At 39.9% G+C, this 24507-nt stretch carries 20 protein-coding genes; 8 read left to right on the top strand and 12 right to left on the bottom strand.

Annotated elements, in window-relative coordinates:
* Window positions 1–169: 169 nt before the first annotated feature.
* From AC1EU0_RS17850 to AC1EU0_RS17840, 3 genes are all read right to left on the bottom strand, one after another.
* Window positions 170–1552 carry an SLC13 family permease gene (locus AC1EU0_RS17850; protein ID WP_480303963.1) on the bottom strand — a complete coding sequence of 461 codons (1383 nt, stop codon included), beginning with the start codon at window positions 1550–1552 and terminating at the stop codon, window positions 170–172.
* Between the two features lie 339 nt (window positions 1553–1891).
* Window positions 1892–2683 (bottom strand): TIGR00266 family protein, encoded by a 792-nt coding sequence (locus AC1EU0_RS17845; protein ID WP_480303961.1) that lies wholly within the window; start codon window positions 2681–2683, stop codon window positions 1892–1894.
* Window positions 2684–2709: 26 nt separating this feature from the next.
* Window positions 2710–3606, bottom strand: a complete 897-nt coding sequence (locus AC1EU0_RS17840) for a LysR family transcriptional regulator (RefSeq protein WP_480303959.1) — start codon at window positions 3604–3606, stop codon at window positions 2710–2712.
* A 109-nt stretch (window positions 3607–3715) separates the two neighbouring features.
* Between AC1EU0_RS17840 and AC1EU0_RS17835 the strand changes: the two genes are divergently transcribed.
* Together AC1EU0_RS17835 and hppD are read left to right on the top strand one after the other, a co-directional pair.
* Window positions 3716–4876, top strand: coding sequence for a homogentisate 1,2-dioxygenase (locus tag AC1EU0_RS17835; protein WP_480303957.1), 1161 nt, complete (start codon window positions 3716–3718; stop codon window positions 4874–4876).
* A gap of 67 nt (window positions 4877–4943) precedes the next feature.
* Window positions 4944–5984 (top strand): 4-hydroxyphenylpyruvate dioxygenase, encoded by a 1041-nt coding sequence (gene hppD, locus AC1EU0_RS17830; protein WP_480303955.1) that lies wholly within the window; start codon window positions 4944–4946, stop codon window positions 5982–5984.
* 247 nt (window positions 5985–6231) lie between these two features.
* Here hppD and AC1EU0_RS17825 read toward each other — a convergent pair whose 3' ends face one another.
* Entirely contained in the window at window positions 6232–7545 is a 1314-nt protein-coding gene (locus tag AC1EU0_RS17825; protein WP_480303953.1) for an ankyrin repeat domain-containing protein, read from the bottom strand.
* A 313-nt stretch (window positions 7546–7858) separates the two neighbouring features.
* On the opposite strand from AC1EU0_RS17825, the gene ilvD reads away from it, so the two are divergent.
* From ilvD to ilvA, 5 genes are all read left to right on the top strand, one after another.
* Complete coding sequence (ilvD, locus tag AC1EU0_RS17820) at window positions 7859–9538, top strand: dihydroxy-acid dehydratase (RefSeq protein ID WP_480303952.1); 1680 nt, start codon at window positions 7859–7861, stop codon at window positions 9536–9538.
* 40 nt (window positions 9539–9578) lie between these two features.
* Window positions 9579–11276, top strand: a complete 1698-nt coding sequence (gene ilvB, locus AC1EU0_RS17815) for a biosynthetic-type acetolactate synthase large subunit (protein WP_480303950.1) — start codon at window positions 9579–9581, stop codon at window positions 11274–11276.
* A 15-nt stretch (window positions 11277–11291) separates the two neighbouring features.
* Window positions 11292–11819: an acetolactate synthase small subunit gene (gene ilvN, locus AC1EU0_RS17810; RefSeq protein WP_480303949.1), complete on the top strand. Its 528-nt coding sequence runs from the start codon at window positions 11292–11294 to the stop codon at window positions 11817–11819.
* Window positions 11820–11846: 27 nt separating this feature from the next.
* Window positions 11847–13322, top strand: coding sequence for a ketol-acid reductoisomerase (gene ilvC / locus AC1EU0_RS17805; RefSeq protein WP_480303947.1), 1476 nt, complete (start codon window positions 11847–11849; stop codon window positions 13320–13322).
* A 63-nt stretch (window positions 13323–13385) separates the two neighbouring features.
* Window positions 13386–14645, top strand: a complete 1260-nt coding sequence (gene ilvA, locus AC1EU0_RS17800; protein WP_480303945.1) for a threonine ammonia-lyase IlvA — start codon at window positions 13386–13388, stop codon at window positions 14643–14645.
* A gap of 90 nt (window positions 14646–14735) precedes the next feature.
* On the opposite strand, the gene ribA is transcribed toward ilvA, so the two are convergent.
* The 5 genes from ribA to AC1EU0_RS17775 all read right to left on the bottom strand — a co-directional run bounded on the left by ribA (window position 14736) and on the right by AC1EU0_RS17775 (window position 19106).
* A complete protein-coding gene (gene ribA / locus AC1EU0_RS17795; RefSeq protein ID WP_480303943.1) occupies window positions 14736–15347 on the bottom strand; it encodes a GTP cyclohydrolase II in 612 nt (203 codons plus the stop codon).
* An 82-nt stretch (window positions 15348–15429) separates the two neighbouring features.
* Entirely contained in the window at window positions 15430–15786 is a 357-nt protein-coding gene (locus tag AC1EU0_RS17790; protein ID WP_480303941.1) for a YibL family ribosome-associated protein, read from the bottom strand.
* A gap of 97 nt (window positions 15787–15883) precedes the next feature.
* Window positions 15884–16354, bottom strand: a complete 471-nt coding sequence (gene nrdG / locus AC1EU0_RS17785) for an anaerobic ribonucleoside-triphosphate reductase-activating protein (protein ID WP_480304062.1) — start codon at window positions 16352–16354, stop codon at window positions 15884–15886.
* Between the two features lie 7 nt (window positions 16355–16361).
* Entirely contained in the window at window positions 16362–18479 is a 2118-nt protein-coding gene (nrdD, locus tag AC1EU0_RS17780; protein ID WP_480303939.1) for an anaerobic ribonucleoside-triphosphate reductase, read from the bottom strand.
* A 201-nt stretch (window positions 18480–18680) separates the two neighbouring features.
* Window positions 18681–19106, bottom strand: coding sequence for a MarR family winged helix-turn-helix transcriptional regulator (locus AC1EU0_RS17775; RefSeq protein WP_480303937.1), 426 nt, complete (start codon window positions 19104–19106; stop codon window positions 18681–18683).
* Window positions 19107–19232: 126 nt separating this feature from the next.
* Here AC1EU0_RS17775 and AC1EU0_RS17770 point away from each other — a divergent pair, with 126 nt between their 5' ends.
* Window positions 19233–20228, top strand: coding sequence for an NADP-dependent oxidoreductase (locus AC1EU0_RS17770; RefSeq protein WP_480303936.1), 996 nt, complete (start codon window positions 19233–19235; stop codon window positions 20226–20228).
* A gap of 64 nt (window positions 20229–20292) precedes the next feature.
* On the opposite strand, the gene AC1EU0_RS17765 is transcribed toward AC1EU0_RS17770, so the two are convergent.
* From AC1EU0_RS17765 to AC1EU0_RS17755, 3 genes are all read right to left on the bottom strand, one after another.
* Window positions 20293–20889: an OmpA family protein gene (locus tag AC1EU0_RS17765; protein ID WP_480303934.1), complete on the bottom strand. Its 597-nt coding sequence runs from the start codon at window positions 20887–20889 to the stop codon at window positions 20293–20295.
* A 28-nt stretch (window positions 20890–20917) separates the two neighbouring features.
* Window positions 20918–22312 carry a TolC family outer membrane protein gene (locus AC1EU0_RS17760; RefSeq protein WP_480303933.1) on the bottom strand — a complete coding sequence of 465 codons (1395 nt, stop codon included), beginning with the start codon at window positions 22310–22312 and terminating at the stop codon, window positions 20918–20920.
* A gap of 55 nt (window positions 22313–22367) precedes the next feature.
* On the bottom strand, window positions 22368–24507 hold a 2140-nt coding region (locus AC1EU0_RS17755; protein WP_480303931.1), incomplete at its 5' end, for a choice-of-anchor K domain-containing protein.

Here is a 24507-nt window from a genome sequence, read left to right as displayed (position 1 = left end):
AACAACCACAAGTAGATATATCCAAACATCGTTCTACTTTAGTCACTTCTTCAAGTCCATCTTGGTAACCTCCACCTATCAAGAAACAAGAGGCACAACAAGTCATAATAAGGACTCCTTAAAATAAGCTTTATGGCATCCTAAACCTCGATAACTTAACCTTAACTTACTATCCCAACATAAAATAACTTATACAGGCGATTAAAATAGCCATCATAAAGCTAAGTACAGCACCTTCTCTCACCATTTGTTTTATATCTATTTCTCCAGTTCCATAAACAATGGCGTTTGGAGCGGTTGCAACTGGTAACATATAGGCACAGCTAGCGACCATAGCAGCTGGGATCATCAAGACTTCAGGCTTAACCCCAACACCAACAGCAGCTACCGCTAGAATCGGCATAAGTAACGTAGCAGTCGCGGTATTACTGGTAATTTCGGTTAAGTACACCACTACTAAACAAATCAATACGACCAAGGCTAATACTGAAATATGAGACATAGAAGACAGCCAATCACCCAGCATTTGGCTCAAACCAGACTCGGACATTCCTTTTGCTAAGGCAATACCACCAGCAAACAACAGTAACATCCCCCAAGGAATCGTTTTCGCCGTATCCCAATCTAGAACTTTTTCATCTTTTCCATTGCCGTTTGGCATCATAAACATTGCAACAACAGCCGCTAATGCTACTGTGCTGTCACCCGCCAAAGGAATATCTAAGTAATTCGCCCAGCCACCAAACGGAGCGTGACGAGTTATCCAAGCTAAGACTGTTATTCCAAAGATAATTAAGGTACGTTTTTCTTCACTACGCCAAGTGCCTTGATCTGGCAGCTCGATACTTTGTTCCAGTTTAATACCACGAGTTAGCCACAACGCCATTAAAGGAATCGCTAAAATTACAATAGGAAGACCTACTTTCATCCACTCAACAAACTCAAAGTTTTTGCCAGTAAACTCTTCGTAAATTCCCATGAAGATAACATTTGGTGGTGTACCTATTGGGGTTGCTATACCGCCTGTGCTGGCAGCATAGGCAATACCTAAAATTAACGCTACCGTGAGCTTAGGATTGTCTACTCTAGCTAAAATGGCTAACGCGATAGGGAGCATGATTAAAGTTGAAGCGGTATTAGATATCCACATACTTAAAAAAGCAGTAGCGAGCATAAAGCCAAAAACTAACCTTAACCCTGAGCTCACACCAATAAAGTTAACCATATAAACGGCAAGCCTACGATGTACACCACTTTTTTCGAGTGCTTTCGAAAGCATAAACGCCGCCATTAATAGCAAGATCACATGACTTCCTAAAGCCGATGCAACGCCTTTATGACTAACAATATCGAACAGAGGTAACAGTGCAAATGGTACTAGCGAAGTTGCTGGAATAGGCAATGCTTCTGTAACCCACCAAATGACTGTGAGTAAAGTAATACCCGCCGCAGCTGCGGGTAAATAATCCATCCCTGACAAAGTTAAGAACCAATAAAAAGCCCAAGCTAAAATTGGGCCAATAAGGATAAAGTGAGATCTTTTAATGTTCATATTATTATTCTTATTTCCATTGTTTATTATTTTGAATTGATATACTCGTGATACTTGAAGATGCAACTTTCAGGGCTTTTTCAGCATTGCATTATTCGCGGCGTGAAAGTGCAAAACTAGCAGGCTAATTTAAACTTTCACAACAAAGAAGAATCAATGCTGAAAAGCCCACGCAGTGCGAGTTTAATTGCCATTTATACTGCGTTACTTACCCTTGAAATAGAAACGAAGTAACGACAGTATTGTATGTCGGTAATAACTATTACTACGGGCAAGTGCCTTGCCTAAATGGCAATTAATTCTCGCTGATATCCTGCATCTTCAGGTATCACGAGTATATTAGCGTCCATCTACCATACGACCAATACTGCCTAGTACAGAACCTTCTCCTTTGTCACTTCCCCCTGATGATGGAGCGTTAGCAATAATGCGATCAGCCATGCGAGAAAACGGCAAGCTTTGTAACCAAACACTACCGTGACCTGATAGCGTGGCTAAAAAGATGCCTTCACCACCAAATAACATAGATTTCATTGAGCCTGAACGTTCAATATCGTAATCAATCCCTTTTGAAAAAGCCGCAATACATCCAGTATCTACTCTCAACGTTTCGCCATTTAACTCTTTTCTAACTAAAGTGCCACCAGCATGAACAAAGACCTTTCCATCACCTTGTAAGCTTTGCAAAATAAAGCCCTCGCCACCAAAGAAGCCAGCCCCTAGCTTGCGGTTAAATCTCTGACTGACTTTAGTACCGAGTGCAGCTGCTAAAAAACTGTCTTTTTGGCAAATCAGCTCACCGCCGATTTCTTGTAAATCAATGGCTAAAATGCTGCCGGGGTATGGTGCGGCAAACGCTACACGACGCTTTTGATGCCCTTGGTTAGTAAAGTGAGTCATAAACAAGCCTTCGCCTGTAAGTACTCGCTTACCCGCACTAAAAAGCTTTCCAAAAAAACCTTCATCAGGGTTTGAACCATCACCCATTTTGGCTTCGAACTGAATATCTTGCTCCATATAGGTCATGGCTCCAGCTTCCGCAATAACGGTCTCTTGTGGATCAAGTTCCACTTCAACCAGTTGCATATCATGACCAATAATTTCGTAATCTATCTCGTGACTGTTTTGCATTGTGATGTCCTAGTTTTTACTGTTTATTATCCGTTCGATTCTAAAGAAAACTCTTCAAGAATCAACTCAGTAAATAATTGCCCTGCTTTTCCTAAAGGACGGTGATGAGTAGTAACAAGCTGTGGAGTAAACAAGTACTGACTTCCACCAACAAATTTCACTTCTTTTAACTTACCTTGCAGTAAATCATCTTTAGCTAAAAAGTCAGGTAACCAACCAAAACCTAACCCCTCAAGTAAAGCATCGCGCTTCATAATAAAACCTGAAAGATAAAACACTTTATCTCCACCAAACTGCATTTCATCTCTCAAATGAGCATTGGTGGATGAGTCCTCGATGGTCAGCTCGACGTATTCTTGTAGCTCACTGAGTTCAACGCTGAATTTATTGGCTAGCGGATGCTCTGAAGATGCCACTAATATGTTGGTAATGGACGGTAAAGGCGTTGAATTAAGATCGGGGGCGTTCTTATAGTCCTTTACCAGCATTAAATCGGCCTTGTCCCTTTCAAAGCGACTTTGGACACCACCTAAAAATTCTATATTCAGCTGTACCTTAGTAGGAATATTGTACTCGGTCATCCTTTTAAGTGCATTCATGATAGGCTTCATAGGCAAAGCGCCATCAATCACCAATTCTAAATTAGGCTCCCAATCATCGCTAAATCTATGGGCAAGTCGCTCAATATTAGATAGTTGCTGTAGCAATCTTTGCCCTTCTTTCAATATCACCTTTCCTTCCGGTGTCAGCTGAGCACGATATTGCTCTCGATTAAACAACTGGACGTTTAGATGCGTTTCCAGTTTTTTTATTTGATAGCTCACTGCAGACTGGGCTTTATGTAAGCGATCTGCAGCCTTAGCAAAACTGCCTTCTTCTACCAATACCTGCATTACTCGGAACGCATCAATATCAATTTTCATAACACCATCTAATATTTAGATTATCTATAGCGAAATATTATTCTTTTTTTTGTTTAACTATGCAATTAGATTGCTTACAAATAATTAAATCAATGAGTAAGGTAGAAACATGCCATTTTATGTAAAGCAAGGTGAGATACCTTCAAAGCGACACATTACCTTCGAAAAAGAGAACGGTGAGCTGTATCGTGAAGAACTTTTTTCAACTCATGGTTTTTCCAACATTTATTCCAATAAGTATCATCACAATATGCCAACTAAGGCATTAGCTGTGGCACCTTATCATGTTGATCATGGTTTAGGCTGGGAAGATGCATTAATTCAAAATTACAAACTTGATTCAACTTCTGCAGATAAAGACGGTAACTTTTTCAGCGCTCGCAATAAAATTTTCTACAACGCTGATGTGGCTATGTACACTGCAAAGGTTACTTCTGATACTAATGAGTTTTATCGTAATTCTTATGCTGACGAAGTAGTGTTTGTTCATGAAGGAACAGGAACGCTTTACAGTGAATATGGTACGCTAGAAATCAAAAAGTGGGACTATCTAGTTATACCTCGTGGTACAACATACCAATTAAAATTTGATAATTACGAAAATGTTCGTCTGTTTGTAGTTGAATCATTTTCTATGGTTGAGATCCCTAAGCATTTCCGTAATGACTATGGTCAATTGCTTGAATCAGCACCTTACTGTGAGCGAGATATTCGTACTCCAGAACTGCAAGATGCGATTGTCGAACAAGGCGATTTCCCTTTAGTTTGTAAATTCGGTGATAAGTACCAAGTCACTAATCTAGAGTGGCATCCATACGATCTTGTTGGTTGGGATGGCTTTGTTTACCCGTGGGCATTTAATATCACCGAATATGCGCCTAAAGTTGGTAAAATCCACTTACCCCCTTCAGATCATTTGGTCTTTACTGCTCATAATTTTGTGATTTGTAATTTTGTGCCTCGTTTATACGATTTCCATGAAAAAGCGATTCCGGCACCTTACTATCACAGCAACATTGATAGTGACGAAGTACTTTATTACGTTGATGGTGACTTTATGAGCCGTACAGGAATTGGCCCAGGCTACTTAACGCTTCACCAAAAAGGTTTACCGCATGGACCTCAGCCGGGTAAGACGGAAGCTTCGGTTGGTAAAAAAGAAACCTATGAATACGCGGTAATGGTGGATACGTTTGCCCCATTAAAACTGACAGACAATGTTCAACAGTGCATGAGCCAAGAATACAACCGTTCTTGGATAGAAGAATAAATAGTAAATATTTAGAATTATAGACTGAATTAGAATTAACCCTACACATTAAGTTGAGGAAGAAACAATGGCAACTGAACTAAACCCATTAGGCCTACAAGGCATCGAGTTCACTGAATATGCAACGCCTGATACTGACTTTATGCATAAAGCATTTTTAGATTTCGGCTTCTCTAAAATCAAAAAACACAAAGAGAAAGAAATCTACTACTACAAGCAAAACAACATCCATTTTCTGTTGAATCATGAGCGCCAAGGCTTCTCATCTGAATTTGCAAAGTCTCACGGACCTGCAATCACTTCTATGGGCTGGCGTGTAGAAGATGCAGAATTTGCATTTAAAACCGCTGTTGAGCGTGGTGCAAAAGCAGCTGATGATAGTGTTAAGGATCTACCATACCCAGCAATCTATGGTATTGGTGACAGCTTAATTTACTTCATTGATGTATACGGTGATGAAAACAACATCTACAAGCAAGACTTTGTAGATCTTGAAAACCCAGATATTGTTCAAGAAAAAGGCTTTATGGAAGTCGACCACCTAACTAATAATGTCTACAAGGGCACTATGGATAAGTGGGCTGAGTTTTATAAGAGCATCTTTGGTTTTACCGAAGTTCGTTATTTTGACATCAATGGCGCACAGACAGGCCTAACTTCATTTGCATTACGTTCACCTGATGGAAGCTTCTGTATTCCTATTAACGAAGGTAAAAATGATGACAAGAACCAAATTGACGAGTACTTAAAAGAGTATAATGGCCCAGGTGTTCAACATCTAGCTTTCACTTCTCGTGACATCGTTGCCTCGCTAGATGCAATGGAAGGCTCGTCAATTAAAACTCTGGATATTATTCCTGAATACTATGACACTATTTTCGACAAACTCCCTCAAATCACTGAAAACCGTGAGCGCATTAAGCATCACCAAATTTTATGTGACGGTGATGAAAATGGTTACTTGCTGCAAATCTTTACTAAGAACCTATTTGGTCCGATCTTCATTGAAATTATTCAACGTAAGAACAACCTAGGTTTTGGTGAGGGTAACTTCACGGCATTATTCGAATCTATCGAGCGTGATCAAATGCGCCGTGGTGTGCTGTAAATAAAATGAGTTCAAATTAAGGCGCTTAAATAGCGCCTTTTTAATTTAACCTCGGCTCTGTATAACGAAATCAATAACATTCTAATTAACAAAATAAACCGTAAATCTTTATCTACAGTGCTGCTAATTTTGTGTAGTTCAAGGCAGAACTGTTCGGAATAGCTGGTCTATTTCGGTCTGTTCTAACGCAGAAATACTCAGAAGGAGCTGTGCTGTAGAGGTTGGCTTATGCAGAGCTGAGGTTAATTTACAAATCACTGCGAACAAAGTTTAAATGTAAAAGGTTCGAGCTAACATCTTTAACGGTAAACGTTTCTCGTCCAATTTCTAGATGTCCTTCGCCAAACTGCCAACAAAATTTACTGCCCTGTAGAAGCATATACAGAGATGTCATCCACTTTTTGCTTTCCTGTTCCAAATCTTCGATAAGCAACCCAAATATCTCAGTTCTGCCTTTAGATGCTGCTAAATAACTAGGCGATTTTATGTCGAATCCTCTGCATAATGGTACATCAGCATGACGAATGAGTAATTTAATCATCTCTATATCATCATTTTCTACGGCTAAATACCATGCTGACTCTCCATCTGCATTTAACAGTCCAGCATTAGCTTGATGCTTTAGTAGCATTTCTGCACAAGCTAAATGTCTATGTTTTACTGCAAAATGAAGCGCTGTATAGCCTTTAAAATCTACAGCATCAATATCAATATCCGATTTTTTCTGCAATAAAAATGCTAAGCAATTTTGGTGTCCCTTGCTTGCTGATAACATTAATGCATTTATCCCTTCTGTTGTTAATTGGGAAAAATTAGCTGATTTGGAATGCAAATAATTTAAAACATCAACATGCCCCGAAAAACAAGCGATCAGCATTGGAGTCAGAGCTGATATTTTAGTCTTAGCTTCTATATTTGCGCCATGCTCCACAAGAAGTTGCACACTTGACAAATGTCCAGATTCAGCGGCTAAGTGTAACGGCGTATGGTTTCCTTTTTTCGCTTTAATTTCCGTTAAGGCACCATGTTGCAATAAAACTTCTACACATTGTGTCTTACCAAAGCAAGATGCATGATGTAATGCTGTCCAGCCAGATAACTCCTCTGGATAAATCAGGTTTAAATTTATTCCTTTGACTATTAATTTATTTAAGCCAACATAATCATTTTGATTACAACATTGAATCAGTTCAGCAATTCCTCCCCTTAAAGAAGAACATAACTGGCGACTAAAATCTTTATAGCCAACTTTCAATAATCGACTCTCTATTTTGTCTTTAAGATAAGTGAACCGACCTAACACACGAGTTATACCGGATTTTTTAGTTTGTAGAATTGGTGGAATGTTATGAAACACCGATATGCTTTGTTGATCTCTATCTAATATTCCACTTATTTGATATTGGCAGGAGACTGTCCCTAACCTGGTTATAAAATTAACTTGTACTACGCCGTTATCAAATTTAGCTAATTTTGAAAAAGCGTCCGTCGAAAGCTGGGGAGTAAGATGCCTATCTAATCTGACATCAACCTCTCCCACACAAGGAGGTCGTGTAGCCATAAGATTGATGAACCAGTTGATTCAACACCTTGTGAGGATAACGAACCTGCTAAGCAAATAGAAGTGAAATTATATAACCAGCAAAGTTAAGTTATTCCACTTTGAAATAACCGAGAATTACAATTAAAAAGCACCTAACCAAGTTAAAACAGCTTACGTCAACGTAATAAACATTCAAACAAAAGCAATCAAAGCGAATAAAAATCAACAAAATCAGCATATCCAGCCATTTTCGTATTGACGAAAACCTCAAAAACCTGTATCAATTTCAAACAGATGTTAATAAATATGACGATTTGTAAAAGTGGTTAAAATGGAAGTGAACAAATACAGCAAGCGCTTAACTCAAGATGAGACTCAGCCAGCCTCGCAAGCCATGTTATATGGTGCGGGCTTCAGTGATGAAGACATGCAAAAAGCACAGGTTGGCATTGTTAGTACAGGGTATGAGGGCAACCCCTGCAATATGCACTTAAATGAAATCGCTGTATCCATAAAAAGTGAAATTAAAAGCTATAGCGACATGCTAGGACTCATTTTTAACACGATTGGTGTTTCCGATGGTATCTCTATGGGCACATCGGGTATGAATTACTCTCTTCCATCTCGCGACATCATTGCAGATTCTATTGAAACTGTTGTACAAGCACAAAGTCACGATGCGGTATTAACTGTAGTTGGCTGCGATAAAAATATGCCTGGTGCAGTAATGGCAATGCTTAGGCTAAATCGACCTGCCATTATGGTGTATGGCGGAACTATAGCATCAGGCTCTCATAAGGAAAGGAAGCTAAATATAGTCTCAGCCTTTGAAGCACTCGGTGAAAAAGTGGCGGGGGTGATTGATAACGACGAATACAAACAAATCATCAAAAAAGCGATTCCAGGAGCAGGAGCTTGTGGTGGCATGTATACCGCCAACACAATGGCATCAGCCATTGAAGCCCTCGGGTTAGCTTTGCCTTGCAACGCTTCAATTCCTGCTGAAAATGAGCAAAAGAAATCAGAGTGTAGTCAAACGGCTGACGCCATACACAATTTATTGATTAACGATATAAAACCTCTTGATATCGTCTGTAAAAAATCATTAGAAAATGCCATCACAGTAGTGAATGCTCTCGGTGGTTCAACGAATGCAGTATTGCACTTTTTAGCAATTGCACATGCAGCCGATATTGATTTTGGATTAGAGGATATCCAGCGTATTTCTGACCGAACGCCATTACTTGCCGATTTGAAGCCTAGTGGTCAGTTTTTGATGGAAGATGTACATGGCATCGGTGGCACCCCTGCCGTTCTTAAGTATTTGCTTGAAATCGGTTTGCTTCATGGTGATTGCCTTACGGTTACAGGCAAGACCATGGCGGAAAACCTTGCCAATGTGCAAGCTTTAACCTTTGAGCAAAAAGTGATATTTCCAAAAGAAAAAGCCCTTAAACCTAGTGGCAATATTCAAATTTTATTTGGCAACCTTGCTTATGAGGGAGCCGTTGCAAAAATTTCTGGCAAAGAAGGCTTGATATTTGAGGGCCCCGCCAAAGTATTTGATAGCGAATCTGAAGCCAATCAAGGCATCCAAGCCGGACAAGTCATCGCTGGTGATGTAGTTATCATTCGATACGTAGGGCCAAAAGGTGGTCCAGGAATGCCTGAAATGCTCAAACCAACTTCGATGATTATGGGAGCTGGTTTAGGTAAATCCGTAGCCCTCATAACCGATGGTCGATTTTCTGGTGGTACACATGGCTTTGTTGTCGGTCATATCACCCCAGAGGCTCAAACAGGAGGTCTAATTGCTTTAGTTGAGAATGGCGATGTTATTGAGATCAATGCCGAAACCAACACCATCGAACTCAAAGTATCAGAAACGGAAATAAACAATCGCAGATTGGCATGGAAAGCGCCCGCTCTAAAACACTCAAAAGGAATTTTGCGCAAATACGCTTCGAGTGTTGCTTCTGCATCAGAAGGTTGTGTTACGGATAAGTACTAGACTTATGGCAATGATTCAAAAAATAAACAAAGAGACAATAATGCCAGAAACTGAAACAGTTACAGGTTCAGAAGCGGTAATGAAAACGCTAATCGCTGAAGGAGTAGATTTGATCTACGGCTACCCTGGTGGAGCCATCATGCCGATTTATGATGCATTACATAGCTACCAGTCCCAGCTTAAACACATTCTGACTCGTCATGAGCAAGGTGCAACTCATGCAGCCCAAGGCTACGCTAGAGTAACCGGCAATGTCGGTGTTGTGTTCGCCACTTCAGGCCCCGGTGCTACTAACTTAGTAACAGGGCTAGCTGACGCACAAATTGACTCTACACCGATGGTTTGTATTACAGGACAAGTATCGTCGCATTTATTAGGTACTGATGCTTTTCAAGAAACTGACATTATTAGTATTTCAACGCCTGTTACTAAATGGAATTACCAAGTAACAAAAGCTTCTGAAATACCAGAAATTTTATCCAAAGCATTCTACATTGCCCGTTCAGGCCGTCCAGGACCAGTGCTAATAGACATAACTAAAGATGCCCAGTTCGAGACATCTAAATTTATTTACCAAGCATGCACTGCGATTCGTAGCTACAAGCCTGTCCCAACTTTGCAAATGTCTCAGGTAGAACAAGCGGCTGAGCTTATTAACGCTTCCCAAAAACCTCTGATCGTTTGGGGGCAAGGAGTCATATTGGGAGAAGCTGAACAAGAGTTGCAAACCTTAATAGAAAAAGCAGGTATTCCGAGTGCCAGCACCTTACTCGGTTTATCAGCTATAGCGTCTGATCACCCTTTGCATCAAGGTATGGTGGGCATGCATGGCCACTTAGCTCCCAATAAACTCACTAATGAATGTGATGTCTTTATTGCCATTGGAATGCGCTTTGACGATAGAGTAACGGGTGATCTAAACCGTTACGCTAAACAAGCCAAAATCATTCATTTTGAGATTGATCCCTCAGAAATAAACAAAAACGTCCATGTGGAATACCCTGTTTTGGCTGACGTTAAGCAGTCATTACAAGCTTTACTCCCTTTGATTGAAGAAAACAGTCACCCTAACTGGGTTGATGAGTTTAAACAGTTAAGACAAATCGAAGATGAGAAGGTGATCCAAGCTCAACTTTTCCCTGCCAAAGAAGGCTTAACCATGGGAGAAGCCATTGAGTGCATTAATAAGGCGACGAACAACGATGCCATCATTGTCTCTGACGTTGGACAGCATCAAATGATGGCAGCTCGTTATTCTAAATTTGTACAAACACGCTCTAAGGTCGACTCTGGTGGTTTAGGCACTATGGGCTTTGCTCTTCCCGCTGCTATTGGGGCCAAAATGGGTGCCCTCGATCGTGAAGTGGTTGCCATTATTGGTGATGGTGCATACCAAATGACCATTCAAGAGTTAGGCACCATTATGCAAACGCAAACGGCTGTAAAAATTGTTGTGTTAAACAACGAATTTTTAGGCATGGTTCGCCAATGGCAAGAACTGTTTTTTGATAAGCGATACGCTTCAACGGAAATGACTAACCCTAACTTTGTAAAAATTGCAGAAGGTTATGGTATTCCGGCTAAGAGTGTCAGTAAAAGAAAAGAACTGGCTGCCGCAGTAGATGAAATGATTGCTTGCGAAACCGCTTATTTCCTTGAAGTCATGGTAGAAAAGGAAGCGAACGTATTTCCTATGTTGCCTACGGGTGCTTCTGTGTCTGACGTTCGTTTATCTTAAAGGAAGTGACCTGTTATGGATAACCCACAAATTTTTACTTTCTCAATTTATACCGAAAACAATTTGGGCTTATTGAATCGAATTTCGCAGATATTTTTAAAAAGACATATCAATGTCGAAAGCATAAATGCATCTGAGTCTGAAATTGAAAACGTCCATAGGCTTACCATCGTGGTTGAAATCACTGAAGCACAAGCGATAAAAGTTGCTAAGCAAATTGATAAGCAAATCGAGGTGATCAAAGCCTTTTATCACCGAGAAGATGAAACTATTTACCGCGAAACGGCACTTTACAAAATGCCAATTAATTGTCTATACGATGGCAGCAGAGTACAGGAACTAATTTCGGATACTTACGCCAGTATTGTTAACGTTTCAAAAGACTATTTCGTGATTGAAAAGACGGGAAATAAAGCTGAGACAACCCGTTTATACAATGAATTACGCCCATTTGGCTTAATGCAATTTTTACGTTCAGGAAGAATATCAGTAACCAAAGAAGTAATGGATATTTCTTCTGAGCTAACAAAATTAGTTTCCTAATCGCCCCTACAAACGGATTAAAAGAATATGAGCAATTACTTTAATACTCTAACCCTAAGGCAACAGCTACAGCAATTAGGTGTATGCCAATTTTTAAATGCTTCTGAGTTTTCAAATGGCATTGAAAAACTAAACAGAAAAAAAATCGTTATTGTAGGTTGTGGTGCTCAAGGTCTTAACCAAGGCCTAAACATGAAAGATTCTGGCCTAGATGTCAGCTATGCCCTGCGTCCTGAAGCTATAGCGCAAAAACGTGCATCGTATTTAAACGCAACTGAAAACGGTTTTGTTGTCGGAACCTATGAAGAACTGATCCCTCAAGCTGATGTAGTTATCAACCTTACACCGGATAAACAGCACACTAATGCTGTGACAGCCGTAATGCCATTAATGAAACAAGGTGCAACTTTATCGTACTCTCACGGCTTCAATATTGTTGAAGAAGGCATGCAAATTCGTGAAGACATTACCGTGATAATGGTTGCCCCTAAATCCCCAGGTTCTGAGGTTCGAGAAGAATACAAACGAGGCTTCGGCGTACCGACACTGATTGCTATTCATCCAGAAAATGATCCGCAAGGTGAAGGTCTTGCATTGGCAAAAGCTTATGCTGTAGCCATCGGTTCAGATAAAGCTGGTGTATTACTGTCATCATTTGTCGCTGAAGTAAAATCAGATCTAATGGGTGAACAAACCATTCTTTGTGGGCTGCTGCAAACAGGAAGTGTTTTAGCTTTCAACAAGATGATAGAGCAAGGCATAAACACAGGCTTTGCGTCCAGGCTCATACAGCATGGTTGGGAAGTGATCACTGAAGCATTAAAGCACGGTGGTATAACTCATATGATGGATCGTCTATCGAATCCTGCAAAAATTGAAGCGTTCCGTCTCTCAGAAGAATTAAAGCAAATCATGCGTCCTCTATTTGAAAAACACATGGATGACATCATGTCTGGTGCATTCTCAACAGGTATGATGGCGGACTGGAAAGAAAACGATCAAAAATTGCTAACATGGCGTGCAGCCACTGCTAAAACTGCGTTCGAGCAATCTGTTGCAACCGAAGACTTCATAGAAGAACAAGACTACTTTGACCATGCGCTGTTACTGGTTGCCTTTGTAAAATCTGGAGTAGAACTTGCCTATGAAACTATGGTGGATGCAGGAATAAAAGAGGAATCGGCATATTATGAATCCCTGCATGAGCTTCCACTTATAGCAAACACGGTAGCTCGCAAAAAGCTATACGAAATGAATCGAATCATTTCCGATACTGCAGAATACGGTTGCTACTTATTTGATAATGCTTGTCGTCCTCTGTTGGAAAACTTTATGTCGGGCGTTAATACACAAGTTATAGGTCAAAATTATAATGACACTGTTGGAAAGCAAATTGACAACAAAGAGTTAATCGAAATTAACGAAGCCATTAGAAGCCATTCTATCGAAGCCGTTGGAAAAGAATTGAGGGCTTCAATGACCGCCATGGCAGCCTTAGTTTGAAACTTGATAAATTAATAGCTGCCAATAGGCAGCTTTTTTTAGCTCTAATGATAAGAGAGTACTATGTTAGCCGTTGACAAAAACATCGTTCCAATAGAGAAAATCTATCGAGCAAAGGAAGTCATAAAAGAAGTAGTTCAAGAAACGCCTTTGCAATACATGGAAAATTTTTCCAAAAAGTATCAAGCTGAAATTTATTTTAAACGAGAAGACCTGCAAGTGGTACGATCATATAAAATTCGAGGCGCTTACCATAAAATTTGCCAACTTCCAGCAGAGTCGTTATCCAGAGGAATAGTGTGTGCCAGTGCAGGCAACCATGCCCAAGGTGTTGCTTTAGCTTGCCAAAAGTTAAACGTCACTGGCACCATATTTATGCCCGTTACAACACCTCAGCAAAAGGTGGATCAAGTAAGAATGTTTGGCAGAGAATATGCTGACATCCAATTGATTGGTGACACTTTTGATGAAAGTTACCAAGCTGCTGCACTGTTTTGCGAGCGGCAACAAGCGACCTTTGTCCACCCCTTTGATGATATTGATGTAATTGCAGGGCAAGGAACCGTTGGACTTGAAATCATCAATCAACTATCAGGTATTGATACTATTATTTTGCCGGTCGGTGGAGGTGGTTTAGCTTCTGGTGTAGCAAGTGTTTGCAAACAATGTAACCCAAACATCAAAGTGATTGGTGTCGAACCAGAGGGGGCACCTTCTTTATCTCAGTCTTTAAAAAACAATAGCAATACTAATTTAGAGTTCATAGATAAATTTGTGGATGGCGCGGCAGTGCAACGCATGGGCGACCTTACTTTCGGTTTTTGTCGAGATTTATTAGACGAAACCTACACCATCCCGGAAGGCGCAATTTGTTGCAATATGCTGACTCTATATAACGAGAACGCTATTGTCGTTGAACCCGCTGGCGCGTTATCCATATCCGCACTTGAATCAGTTAAAGATCAAATAAAAGGCAAGCGAGTGGTTTGCGTTGTCAGTGGCGGTAATAACGATATTACTCGTATGGAAGAGATCAAAGAAAGAGCAATGTTTTATCAAGGACTCAAACATTATTTTATGATTCGATTTCCTCAACGTGCAGGGGCATTAAGAGAGTTTGTCGTTGAAGTGCTTGGGCCAGAAGATAATATTTCCCATTTTGAATATTCTAAAAAGCATAACCGCTCTAAAGGACCAGCTGTAGTTGGTATAGAACTCTCAAAAAAAGAAGACTTTGAACCATTATTGGAAAGAATGAAAGCGAAAGGTTTTCTTGGTGAATACCTCAATCAGAAACCAGAATTATTTCAATATATTGTCTGAATCTATACCCGTGATACTTCAAGATGCATCTTGAAGTATCACGGGTATATAAAGGGTAGATACGCTACCTACCCTTTTTAAAGTTTGCTGTTAATCGTTTCCGTGAAAATGAACTTCTGACATCAAATGTCCTAACACAGTCGACTTAGTTTTCAGATAAAATTCGTTGTGTTTATTTTTTCCAACTTGTAGTGGTACACGCTCCACCACCTCAACACCAACAGCCTTTAATGCATTAACTTTTCGAGGGTTATTTGTCATCAACTTAACTTGGTTAATTCCAATTTTTTCTAGCATTGGTGCAATCATATCGTACTTACGCAAATCCGCAGCAAAGCCTAGTTGCTCATTAGCCTCAACCGTATTAGCACCTTTATCTTGAAGTTCATAAGCACGAATTTTATTAATCAAACCAATGCCACGACCTTCTTGTCTCAGATAAAGCAAAAAGCCATGCCCCGCTTCTGCAATGTCTTGCATCGCAGTTTGTAATTGAAATCCGCAATCGCATCTCAAGCTGAAAAGCGCATCCCCTGTTAGGCACTCAGAATGAATACGACCTAATACAGGCTCTCCTTCTTCCCATTCACCAAACGTAAGCGCTACATGCTCTTTTCCGGTTTGTGGGTCTTCAAACCCATGCATATCGAAAGTGCCCCAAGGAGTTGGTAATTTAGAAGAAGCAACATATTTTACTGACATGAAACAACCTTATTTAACCTTCTACATCTGTAGAAATAAGCTGAAAAAAATACAGCTATATCCATTAAAATAGATGAATTCTTTAGAATTCTTTTGGTGCAAAACCGGTTATGCTATTGATCCCCATTTCTCTACCTAATGCTGTCATAGGGTGAACAACAACCAAACCTTTAACTGACTTTTTTAACTTACCAAGATCAGCTTGTTCTGCTTTGGTTAAACTACGTTGAAAGGTTAGTTTTTGGATCTCACTGCCTTTATTATTTAACAGGCGTTGCTGCTGAGATTTTACGGCAGTAATACGTTTGGTTAATGCAGCAACTTCTTGTTTAAACTGCAATACGACTTTTTCATCACCGCGTTCTTGAGCGGCTGATAATTTACGGCGTGATTTATCTAATTTATTGTTTAACGTTTGCAGCTCTTGCTTTAAATTCATTTTACAACCTTATGCCCCTACTTAAGCATATGAATATGTTACTCACCTCACACCAATGGGCGTTTGCGAGAAATGTGCAGCATTATACCAGTAATCTCTAACATTTCGTAAAGTAATGAATAATTTGGTTAGAACTTCCTTTGAAACGTAAACTAGGATCGGCTAAAGACTGTTCAAATTTTCCATCGATCATAACATCCACAAGCTCAATAATTTGCTGTTGCTCTGAGGATAATTCATCTATGGTGTAACCAGACCAAAGCCAGATATCTTTATCAGGACATTCTGATTTTACTCGCTTAACCAAAGATAAAACCCCATGGTGATTTGCGGGGTGTAGTGGATCCCCTCCAGATAGGCTAAGGCCTCGTCGCTTTATTCGAGTATCGTTTAAATCATCAATGACCTGCTGTTCCATCGTTTCATCAAATTTAGAACCAGAGCTGGGACTCCAAGTACTTTGGTTATAGCAACCTCGACATTGATGAATGCAACCTGAAACAAACAAGGTTGCACGTGTACCCGGCCCGTTGACAACATCAACGGGGAAATATTGAGAGAAGTGCATCATGAACCTAAAGGTGTTTTACTCGCCGTTTAACTTCTTCTTGCTTACCCGAGTTAAACGGACGGGCGTCGGGGCTTCCTAAATAACCACAGACTCGGCGAGTTACTGATACTCGACTCGGATTGTGGTTACCACATTTAGGGCAAGTAAAACCTTTACTGGTACATTCAAACTCACCGAGATAACCACATTCGTAGCATTCATCTATCGGTGTGTTCGTTCCGTAATATGGTACTCGGGTATAGCTGTAATCCCAGACATTCTCTAGTGCTTCCACATTGTGCTGCATATTTGGGTATTCGCCATAGCAAATAAAACCACCGTTAGCGACTTCAGGATAAGGTTGCTCAAAGTCAATTTTGTCGTATGGATTTACTTTCTTTTCAACATCTAAATGAAAGCTATTTGTGTAATAACCTTTATCAGTTACCCCCTCAATTAACCCAAACTCTTTGGCATCTATTGAATGAAAACGACTACATAAGTTTTCACTGGGAGTGCTATATAAACTAAAGCCATATCCTGTTTCTTGCTTCCAAGTTTCAGTTGCCGCTTTAAGATGCTTTACGATATTAAGGGCTTTCTTTCGTAGAAAGTCACTGTCATATACATGTATATCTGAGCCATAAATTGCGTTTATTGTTTCATGAAGCCCAATATAACCAAGTGAAATCGAAGCTCGACCATTTTTGAAAATATTACAAATGTCATCTTCGGCTTGTAACCTAACTCCACAAGCGCCTTCCATATACAAAATAGGTGCAACTTTGGCTTTTACGCCTTGAAGACGCTCAATGCGGGTATCTAATGCAAGACGTGCCACTTTGAGTCTTTTATTAAGTAGCTGATAAAATGATTTCTCATCACCTTTTGCTTCGATTGCAATACGAGGTAAGTTAAGACTAACAACACCAATGTTATTCCGTCCCTCATGTAAATGCTTACCGTCTTCATGGTATTCACTTAAGAAACTTCGACAACCCATCGGGGTTTTAAATGAACCTGTAACTTTAACCACTTGATCATAATTCAAGATATCGGGATACATTCGACTTGCAGCGCATTGTAGAGCTTGCTGTTTAATGTCGTAATTAACATCGCCTTGTTTGTGATTTACACCATCTTTAATCGCAAACACTAATTTAGGAAATACGGCTGTTTTATGGTTTTTTCCTAATCCAGCTATTCTTACCTTCAAAATAGACTCTTGGATCAATCGTGATTCCCAGCTTGTACCTAAACCAAAACCAAAGGTGACAAAAGGTGTTTGGCCATTTGCGGTATGCAAGGTATTGACTTCGTATTCCAAGGACTGAAATGCATCATGGCACTCTTTTATCGTTTGCGCTCTGGCATAGGCATCAGCATCAGAGATATTCCACTGCTCACCCACAACTAAATGCTTATCATAGCTTTTGCGCACAAAAGGAGCTAATACTTCATCGATTCGATTAATGGTAGTTCCACCATAGATATGGCTGGCAACCTGAGCAATAATTTGAGCCGTTACTGCTGTTGCTGTTGAAATTGACTTTGGAGTTTCAATTTCGGCATTTCCCATCTTAAAACCATGAGTAAGCATGCCTTCTAAGTCTATTAACATACAGTTGAACATAGGAAAAAAAGGCGCGTAGTCTAGGTCATGATAATGGAGTTCACCTCTGTCATGAGCTTGAACAACCTCCTTTGGCAACATATGCTTTTTGGCATAATTTTTAGCTACAATACCCGCTAAGAGATCTCTTTGGGTAGGAATAACTTTCGCATCTTTATTGGCATTTTCATTAAGTAAATCTGCATTACTTTGATCAACTAGTCCACGAATTTCTTTATTCAGATTGCTGCCTGACTCACGAACAACATCGCGATCATGCCGATATTCAATGTAATGTCTGGCCATTGCTTTATATGGGCCAACCATAAGCTCATTTTCTACTGCATCTTGTAATTGTTGAATGGCAACTTCTTGCTGAGCGGCAAATTTTTTATGAACCCTATCAGCGACCAATTGAGCATACGCTTGATCAGATACTCCAGCAGCCTGTGCCGCTGCATTCACCGCTAAATAAATACGCTTTGGATCAAATACTGTTTTGAGTCCGTCTCGCTTTATCACTAATGGCATGCCATTCTCCAATTTACATTGCTTGCAATAGATACTCTATGTAGTGTTATTTTAGACAAACAGCACTAGATGATGTGTATTAAGCAATATAAAATCGAATATAACTATGATCTCGATCACCTTTGAAGCGAACAAAAAAATGGGCTAATCATTTCTGCTGACCAGCCCACTAAACCAAAATGTCAATCTTGCATTTTATTTTTAACTTAAATCATTCACTATCTTTAAACATTGATCTTTTAACAATGCCAGCTCACCTTGAGGAATATCTACTTTTTCAAGCAAGGTTTGCTTAAGTGATAATGCTTCTAAACGTATACCTTTACCTTGCTCTGTTAAAACCAACACTTTTTTTCTTTCATCAGCTTGGTTCTTGGCTTTTGTCAGAAGAGATTTACTTTCTAATCGTTTAACTATCGGAGTTAATGTTCCTAAATCAAGCATGGTTGCTTGGGAAAGTTCAGTTAAACTTATTCCGTCTTCACACCACAGCGCTTGCATTACCAAATACTGAGGAAAAGTCAGTTGATACTGCTCTAGCAGCGGTCGATATGCTCGAATAATCGCATTATTTGCAGAGTAAACGGCAAAACACACGTTATCGGTTAATTGCTGTTTATCTGTCATAGCTCTTCCTTAAAAAATAGTTTGCGCACAAAGTAATTGTTTTTCATTTTCTTCAGGTGTATAGTCTACCACAATTAGTTAGCGCGCAAAGCAATGTCCTCTCCTTAATGATTTTAGGTAACAGTTATGATCACACAAAATATCCATCTTCATTCTCGTCCAGAAGGTTTACCTTCAGCTGAAAACTTTAAACTTGTTGAAGTTACACTCCCAGAACTTAAAGAAGGAGAAGTTTTGATTGAAAACTTATGGATGTCTGTTGATCCATACATGCGTGGAAGAATGATCGACCGCAAAAGCTACATTCCACCATTCCAAATCGGTGATGTACTTGAGGGCGGCGCAATTGGTAAAGTTATCGAGTCTAAAAATGATAATTTAGCAGTGGGCACTCTTGTCACTCATATGATGGGATGGCGCAAGCATTTTGTTTCATCAGCTGAACCACTTACTGCCTTACCACAGACACCATTCGATCCTTCTTACTTCTTAGGCGTCATGGGTATGCCAGGAATGACTGCATGGACGGGGTTAAACCGCATTGCTAACTTAAAAGCTGGCGAGACTTTATTCGTTTCTGCTGCATCAGGAGCTGTTGGCAGTGTAGCATGCCAACTGGGCAAGTTAATGGGCGCCAAAGTGGTTGGCTCGGTAGGCAGTGATGAAAAAGCAGATGCTTTAAGAGCTCTTGGCGTTGATGAAGTGATCAACTATAAGACTACAGATGATTTAAATGCAGCCCTCGCCCAAGCAGCACCAGAAGGGATAGATGTCTACTTTGAAAATGTCGGTGGTGAGCATTTAGAAGCTGCGCTAAACAATATGAAGGATTATGGCCGAATTGCCGTATGTGGCATGATTGCTCAATATAACGACACCAAACCAACTCCTGGACCTGCAAACCTTGCTCAAATTATCATTAAAAAGCTAAATATTGAAGGCTTTATCGTATTTGACCATTGGGAACATTATGGTGAATTTACCCAGCAAATGGGGCAATGGTTAGCTGAAGAAAAAATCAAAGTTGAGCAGACGGTTTTCGAAGGACTAGAGAATGCACCTGATGCATTTATTGGACTATTTGAAGGCAAAAACAAAGGAAAAATGTTAGTGAAACTATAAGTTATCGCTAAAATAGGTTTGGTAGCAAATAATGCCGCCAAACCTACTTTCCTATACTTTTAGCTTATTGGTCAACTGTCCAAATTGTCCATTTATACGCAGTAGAAGTACCTTCTACTGCTGATTCAGCTGTAACTCGGCGATTACGAGCATGGGCATAAGAATCATCACCTTCTGCTACTGGACGATCATAGCTAAATCCAACAGCATTTAGCCTAGCCGGCTCAATTTGGAATTCCTCAGCAAGCGCTTTAATCACTGCTTCGGCACGTTTCTGTGAAAGTTCTTGATTATATTCGTAGCTTCCTGTTTTACTGGTATGCCCCTCGATGGTCACATTTAGATCAGGATGACTCTTTAAAAAAGAAGCAACCTCCTCTAATTGATTAAAATACTTGGGAGCTAAAAAAGCTGAGTTATTGGCAAATTGAATATTCAACTCCTTCCGTTGCAAGTGCTTACTTACCGTACCGCAACCATAGTTATCAACCTCCGAACCAGCCTCAGTTTTTAGGCATTTTTCTCTGGCAATAACGACACCATCGTTATCCTTATCATTTAGATCATAAACTTGTGCCGTTGAACCACTCATGGGCTTTATGTCTCTCGTTGCACATCCGGTAGCAACAAGGGCTATTACTATAAAAATTAACGTTCTCATTAGTTTTCCTCCTTGAAAGTATGAGTCATCATTTTCCTTGCCACTCAGGGGGACGAGTAACTCGCAATGAATCGAGTAATCGCCCAGTTGAATTTAGCACTCGGTACTTAGCCACAATTTCATCCAGTTCAGCACGCAGATATGCCTTCCTAGATTCAAAGAGTTCATTTTCTGTATCAAGTAAATCCAACAATGTTCTTTGGCCTAAACGGAATTGTTGCACATAAGCTTTTTGAGTTTCTTTTGCTGCCTCAACGTGTTGTCTTATGTATTGTTTTTGAGGAGTAAGTAAATTCAAAGCATTCCATGAAAGATTGACTCCTTCTACCACTTCTCTGTGAGCCCGTTCTCGTATTTCTTTAGCTTCACTTATACGGTATGCACTTTCTTTTTCTTTGGCTAAGTCTTTTCCACCTGCATATAGGTTATAACGGAGTCTCAACATGGCAGAGTAGTTTTTACTATGGCCACCTACATCAGTTCTGAAGGGAGGATTATTGGTTATACCATCTTCTCCATTAGTATCATTGTTAGCAGTGCCGTTTAACTCTAACGTTATTTTGGGGTAATAATTTGACTTTGAAGTTTCTTGAGCTGACTTAGCTGCACTAATATCGCTCTTTGCGGCCTTTAAAATAGGGTGATTTTCACTTGCCAGCAGCATGGTCTCAGACAAATTTTTAGGTAACATATCAGCATCTGGTACAGGCGCAACAATATCTTTTGGTTGCTGAGCGACCACTCTGTAAAACTGAGATTGAGCATCTAACAGGTTATTTTTAGCTGCAACCACATTGGCATTTGCTCTTGCTAAACGGCCTGTGATTTGGGATAAATCCGCTGTAGAACCCAAGCCGGAATTTGTTTTTTGCTTAATTTGATCAAAGATTTCTTGGTGAGTAGATAAGTTCTTTTCAGCCAATGTCAGTATTTCCTGAGCATGAAGAACATCTATGTAAACTTTCACAACATCTAGTGCGACATCTTCGGCTTTCGAAAACAAACTCCATTGAGCAGCACTAGCTTCAAAATCAGTTCTTTCTGATTCACTGCTAGTATAAAAACCATCGAAAACCAACTGCCTGATGCTGATCCCTAATTCACCGCGATTAAGACGTTCATCACGATCATCAATATTTGCCCCTAATGAACTATCACGCCTTGTAGAAGGGGAATCAGTATATTCAATTCCATACCCAGCCGTTAGATCAACGCTAGGAAGATAACCCGACCAAGCCTGATTATGAATCTCTTGACTGGCCTTGAATCGATTATACGAAATACGCACTTCTGGATTGGTATCAAGAGCATTAGCAACTGCTTGCTCTAATGACTGCGCAGTTGCTAATGAGGGTAGCCCCCATAACCCAACAGCTAATGCGATGGGTGTAAGTTGCCTAATTCCTTTTAGGTCCATTTTCATCTCTCCGTATGTTTAATCTAGCGCAACGAGCGCGAATTATTAATTAATTACTTATTTAAGATAAAAGCTCACCTCGTATATCGTGATCATCACGATATTGATTGGCTGCCTCTATAATATTACTTTGGTAACCCTCACGTTCAATTGATTCATTTGAACGAATAGAAGAACTATATGACAACCCATCTGAGCTATATTCAATACCTAAAAGCTCAACACTTTCTTCAAGAAGAATTGACTGGGATTCCATATTAAAGCCAGTGTCTGTATCGCTTTCCTCTGAAGCAAACCCTCCCGTCAGTAGGTTTTCAAGATCCGAACCTTTATTTGTAGCTGAATCAAAAATATCAAACGAGCTTAGAGATTCAGATAAATCAGAATTAGCTTGAACTGCATTATCCACACCCTGATTACTCAGATTTAAATTAATAATTAAATCTGCTTCCGCAATATCACCATCAGCATCTTGTACGATATAAGTAAAGCTTTCAGAGTAATCATCAGGTATGACATCAGCACTAACGGATAATGTATAGGTATAATTTCCCTCACCATCAATGAGTAAATCACCATACTGACCAGAAATAGTTACTGTTTCACCATTAACAGCTTTCTCTGTATTTCCAAATTCAATACCAATGATTTCGAAACCTTGATCTGCTCCATTAACACTCGTTGCAATAACATTGCCGTCAATGCTTGGTGGTGTAAACTCTTCACCTTCCACAATTCGTATAGCCAACTGATAGCTGGTATCTGCATTTTCAGGTGTTCTAATGACTGGGTTAATAACATCATTGCCATCTTCATCTTGGCTTACAAAACCAACCACTTGGATAGAGTATCTATTTCCCTCATACTCAAAGGTCACTGTTGATTCACCAACAGTGATAATATCCTCTGGTGAATCACTATTATTAGGCGTCTCATTATGGTCAAACTCAATTGCCATGTTTACAGGAGTGATAGAACCATTTGAATTAGTAAGAGAAAAAGAAAGATTTAACAAAGCTTCTGATATAGACGATCCTGAACCAATGACACGATTAAAATGTGTAAAAGTACCCAAGATGATGTTTTGGTTTAAAGGAAAAGAATTATTTAGGCTAGGATCATTATCAACGAATCCATAGCCTGATTGGCTACCAGAAGTTGCTCCCCAGCGAACTTCGTCTACATCTCCTTCATTACCTTCTTCATCAGAAATAATTACAGTGTTGTTATAATTGGGGGTATTCGGAACATCATATAAATTAGCCCAAACAGCTTCAATATCACTAGTGGTAAAGGTTTCTAGAGAAATATCCAGTGTTTGAGTATGTTCATTCGCTGTAACACCATCATCTTCCACAGTTACAGTAAAATCGGTTGTGGCTAAGTTATTACCTTGATTATCTTCTATATTAACAACTAAATCGAAGTCAATATCATCGACTGTTGCATCTTCGTGATCAATTCCTTTTAAGAGGTTTAAGTCATAATCCCAAATATTAGTACCCTCTCGTTGGGTCAAAATTACCTCTATAACAGGAAGTTCAGTATTTTGTTCGGTATCGATAATACCTGTTAATGTATTTGTGGTTTCATTCCATGCCCAAGTGATAGGTTTACCTCCTGAAGTTAACCCTTCAGGACCATCGAGCACTACCTTGTATGCTGTTCCATCAGGATTACTGACATGTATAGTCTCTTCAGCTATAGCGTTGTCAGTAGTGTCATCTTGACCATCATCATCAATAAACCCTATATCTGGTATTCCTTCTTCAGAAACAACAACTCCATTTGCAGTAACAGTAATTGGGTCGTAGGCCGGCTCGACCGTCAGTGTCAAGGTTGAGCTATCTTCAACGCCCTCGCTATCCGTCAACAAGTAGGTGATAACCGGCACTGCACCAAAGTAATTCAGCGCTGGCTTAAAGCTGTATTGACCTGTGCTATTGAGACTGAACTCTCCCACATTTGGGATGGGAATCAGATTATTCGAAGCGAGATGAACCGTATTGTCCCCAGCAACGGTAAAGCTTTTCACCGTAACAGGGCCGTCAACACTGATGCCATCAATGACGTTGCCGGTAATAGGGTCACTGTCTTCATCTAGGCTGCGCGTTTCATTGTCATCGGTGTAACCACTGATGAGTGGGTTGACCGTGATGTGACCAGTACTGCCATCTCCATCTCTGTCGGTGATGCTGACA

Source organism: Parashewanella sp. 2210YD4-3, assembly GCF_056591735.1.
This window is presented reverse-complemented; position numbering and strand designations above follow the sequence as displayed.

What these genes read in the sequence shown, in the direction of transcription:
- AC1EU0_RS17850 (WP_480303963.1), bottom strand. Translation starts at nt 1,552, where the DNA reads ATGAACATTAAAAGATCTCACTTTATCCTTATTGGCCCAATTTTAGCT.
- AC1EU0_RS17845 (WP_480303961.1), bottom strand. Translation starts at nt 2,683, where the DNA reads ATGCAAAACAGTCACGAGATAGATTACGAAATTATTGGTCATGATATG.
- AC1EU0_RS17840 (WP_480303959.1), bottom strand. Translation starts at nt 3,606, where the DNA reads ATGAAAATTGATATTGATGCGTTCCGAGTAATGCAGGTATTGGTAGAA.
- AC1EU0_RS17835 (WP_480303957.1), top strand. Translation starts at nt 3,716, where the DNA reads ATGCCATTTTATGTAAAGCAAGGTGAGATACCTTCAAAGCGACACATT.
- hppD (WP_480303955.1), top strand. Translation starts at nt 4,944, where the DNA reads ATGGCAACTGAACTAAACCCATTAGGCCTACAAGGCATCGAGTTCACT.
- AC1EU0_RS17825 (WP_480303953.1), bottom strand. Translation starts at nt 7,545, where the DNA reads ATGGCTACACGACCTCCTTGTGTGGGAGAGGTTGATGTCAGATTAGAT.
- ilvD (WP_480303952.1), top strand. Translation starts at nt 7,859, where the DNA reads ATGGAAGTGAACAAATACAGCAAGCGCTTAACTCAAGATGAGACTCAG.
- ilvB (WP_480303950.1), top strand. Translation starts at nt 9,579, where the DNA reads ATGCCAGAAACTGAAACAGTTACAGGTTCAGAAGCGGTAATGAAAACG.
- ilvN (WP_480303949.1), top strand. Translation starts at nt 11,292, where the DNA reads ATGGATAACCCACAAATTTTTACTTTCTCAATTTATACCGAAAACAAT.
- ilvC (WP_480303947.1), top strand. Translation starts at nt 11,847, where the DNA reads ATGAGCAATTACTTTAATACTCTAACCCTAAGGCAACAGCTACAGCAA.
- ilvA (WP_480303945.1), top strand. Translation starts at nt 13,386, where the DNA reads ATGTTAGCCGTTGACAAAAACATCGTTCCAATAGAGAAAATCTATCGA.
- ribA (WP_480303943.1), bottom strand. Translation starts at nt 15,347, where the DNA reads ATGTCAGTAAAATATGTTGCTTCTTCTAAATTACCAACTCCTTGGGGC.
- AC1EU0_RS17790 (WP_480303941.1), bottom strand. Translation starts at nt 15,786, where the DNA reads ATGAATTTAAAGCAAGAGCTGCAAACGTTAAACAATAAATTAGATAAA.
- nrdG (WP_480304062.1), bottom strand. Translation starts at nt 16,354, where the DNA reads ATGCACTTCTCTCAATATTTCCCCGTTGATGTTGTCAACGGGCCGGGT.
- nrdD (WP_480303939.1), bottom strand. Translation starts at nt 18,479, where the DNA reads ATGCCATTAGTGATAAAGCGAGACGGACTCAAAACAGTATTTGATCCA.
- AC1EU0_RS17775 (WP_480303937.1), bottom strand. Translation starts at nt 19,106, where the DNA reads ATGACAGATAAACAGCAATTAACCGATAACGTGTGTTTTGCCGTTTAC.
- AC1EU0_RS17770 (WP_480303936.1), top strand. Translation starts at nt 19,233, where the DNA reads ATGATCACACAAAATATCCATCTTCATTCTCGTCCAGAAGGTTTACCT.
- AC1EU0_RS17765 (WP_480303934.1), bottom strand. Translation starts at nt 20,889, where the DNA reads ATGAGAACGTTAATTTTTATAGTAATAGCCCTTGTTGCTACCGGATGT.
- AC1EU0_RS17760 (WP_480303933.1), bottom strand. Translation starts at nt 22,312, where the DNA reads ATGAAAATGGACCTAAAAGGAATTAGGCAACTTACACCCATCGCATTA.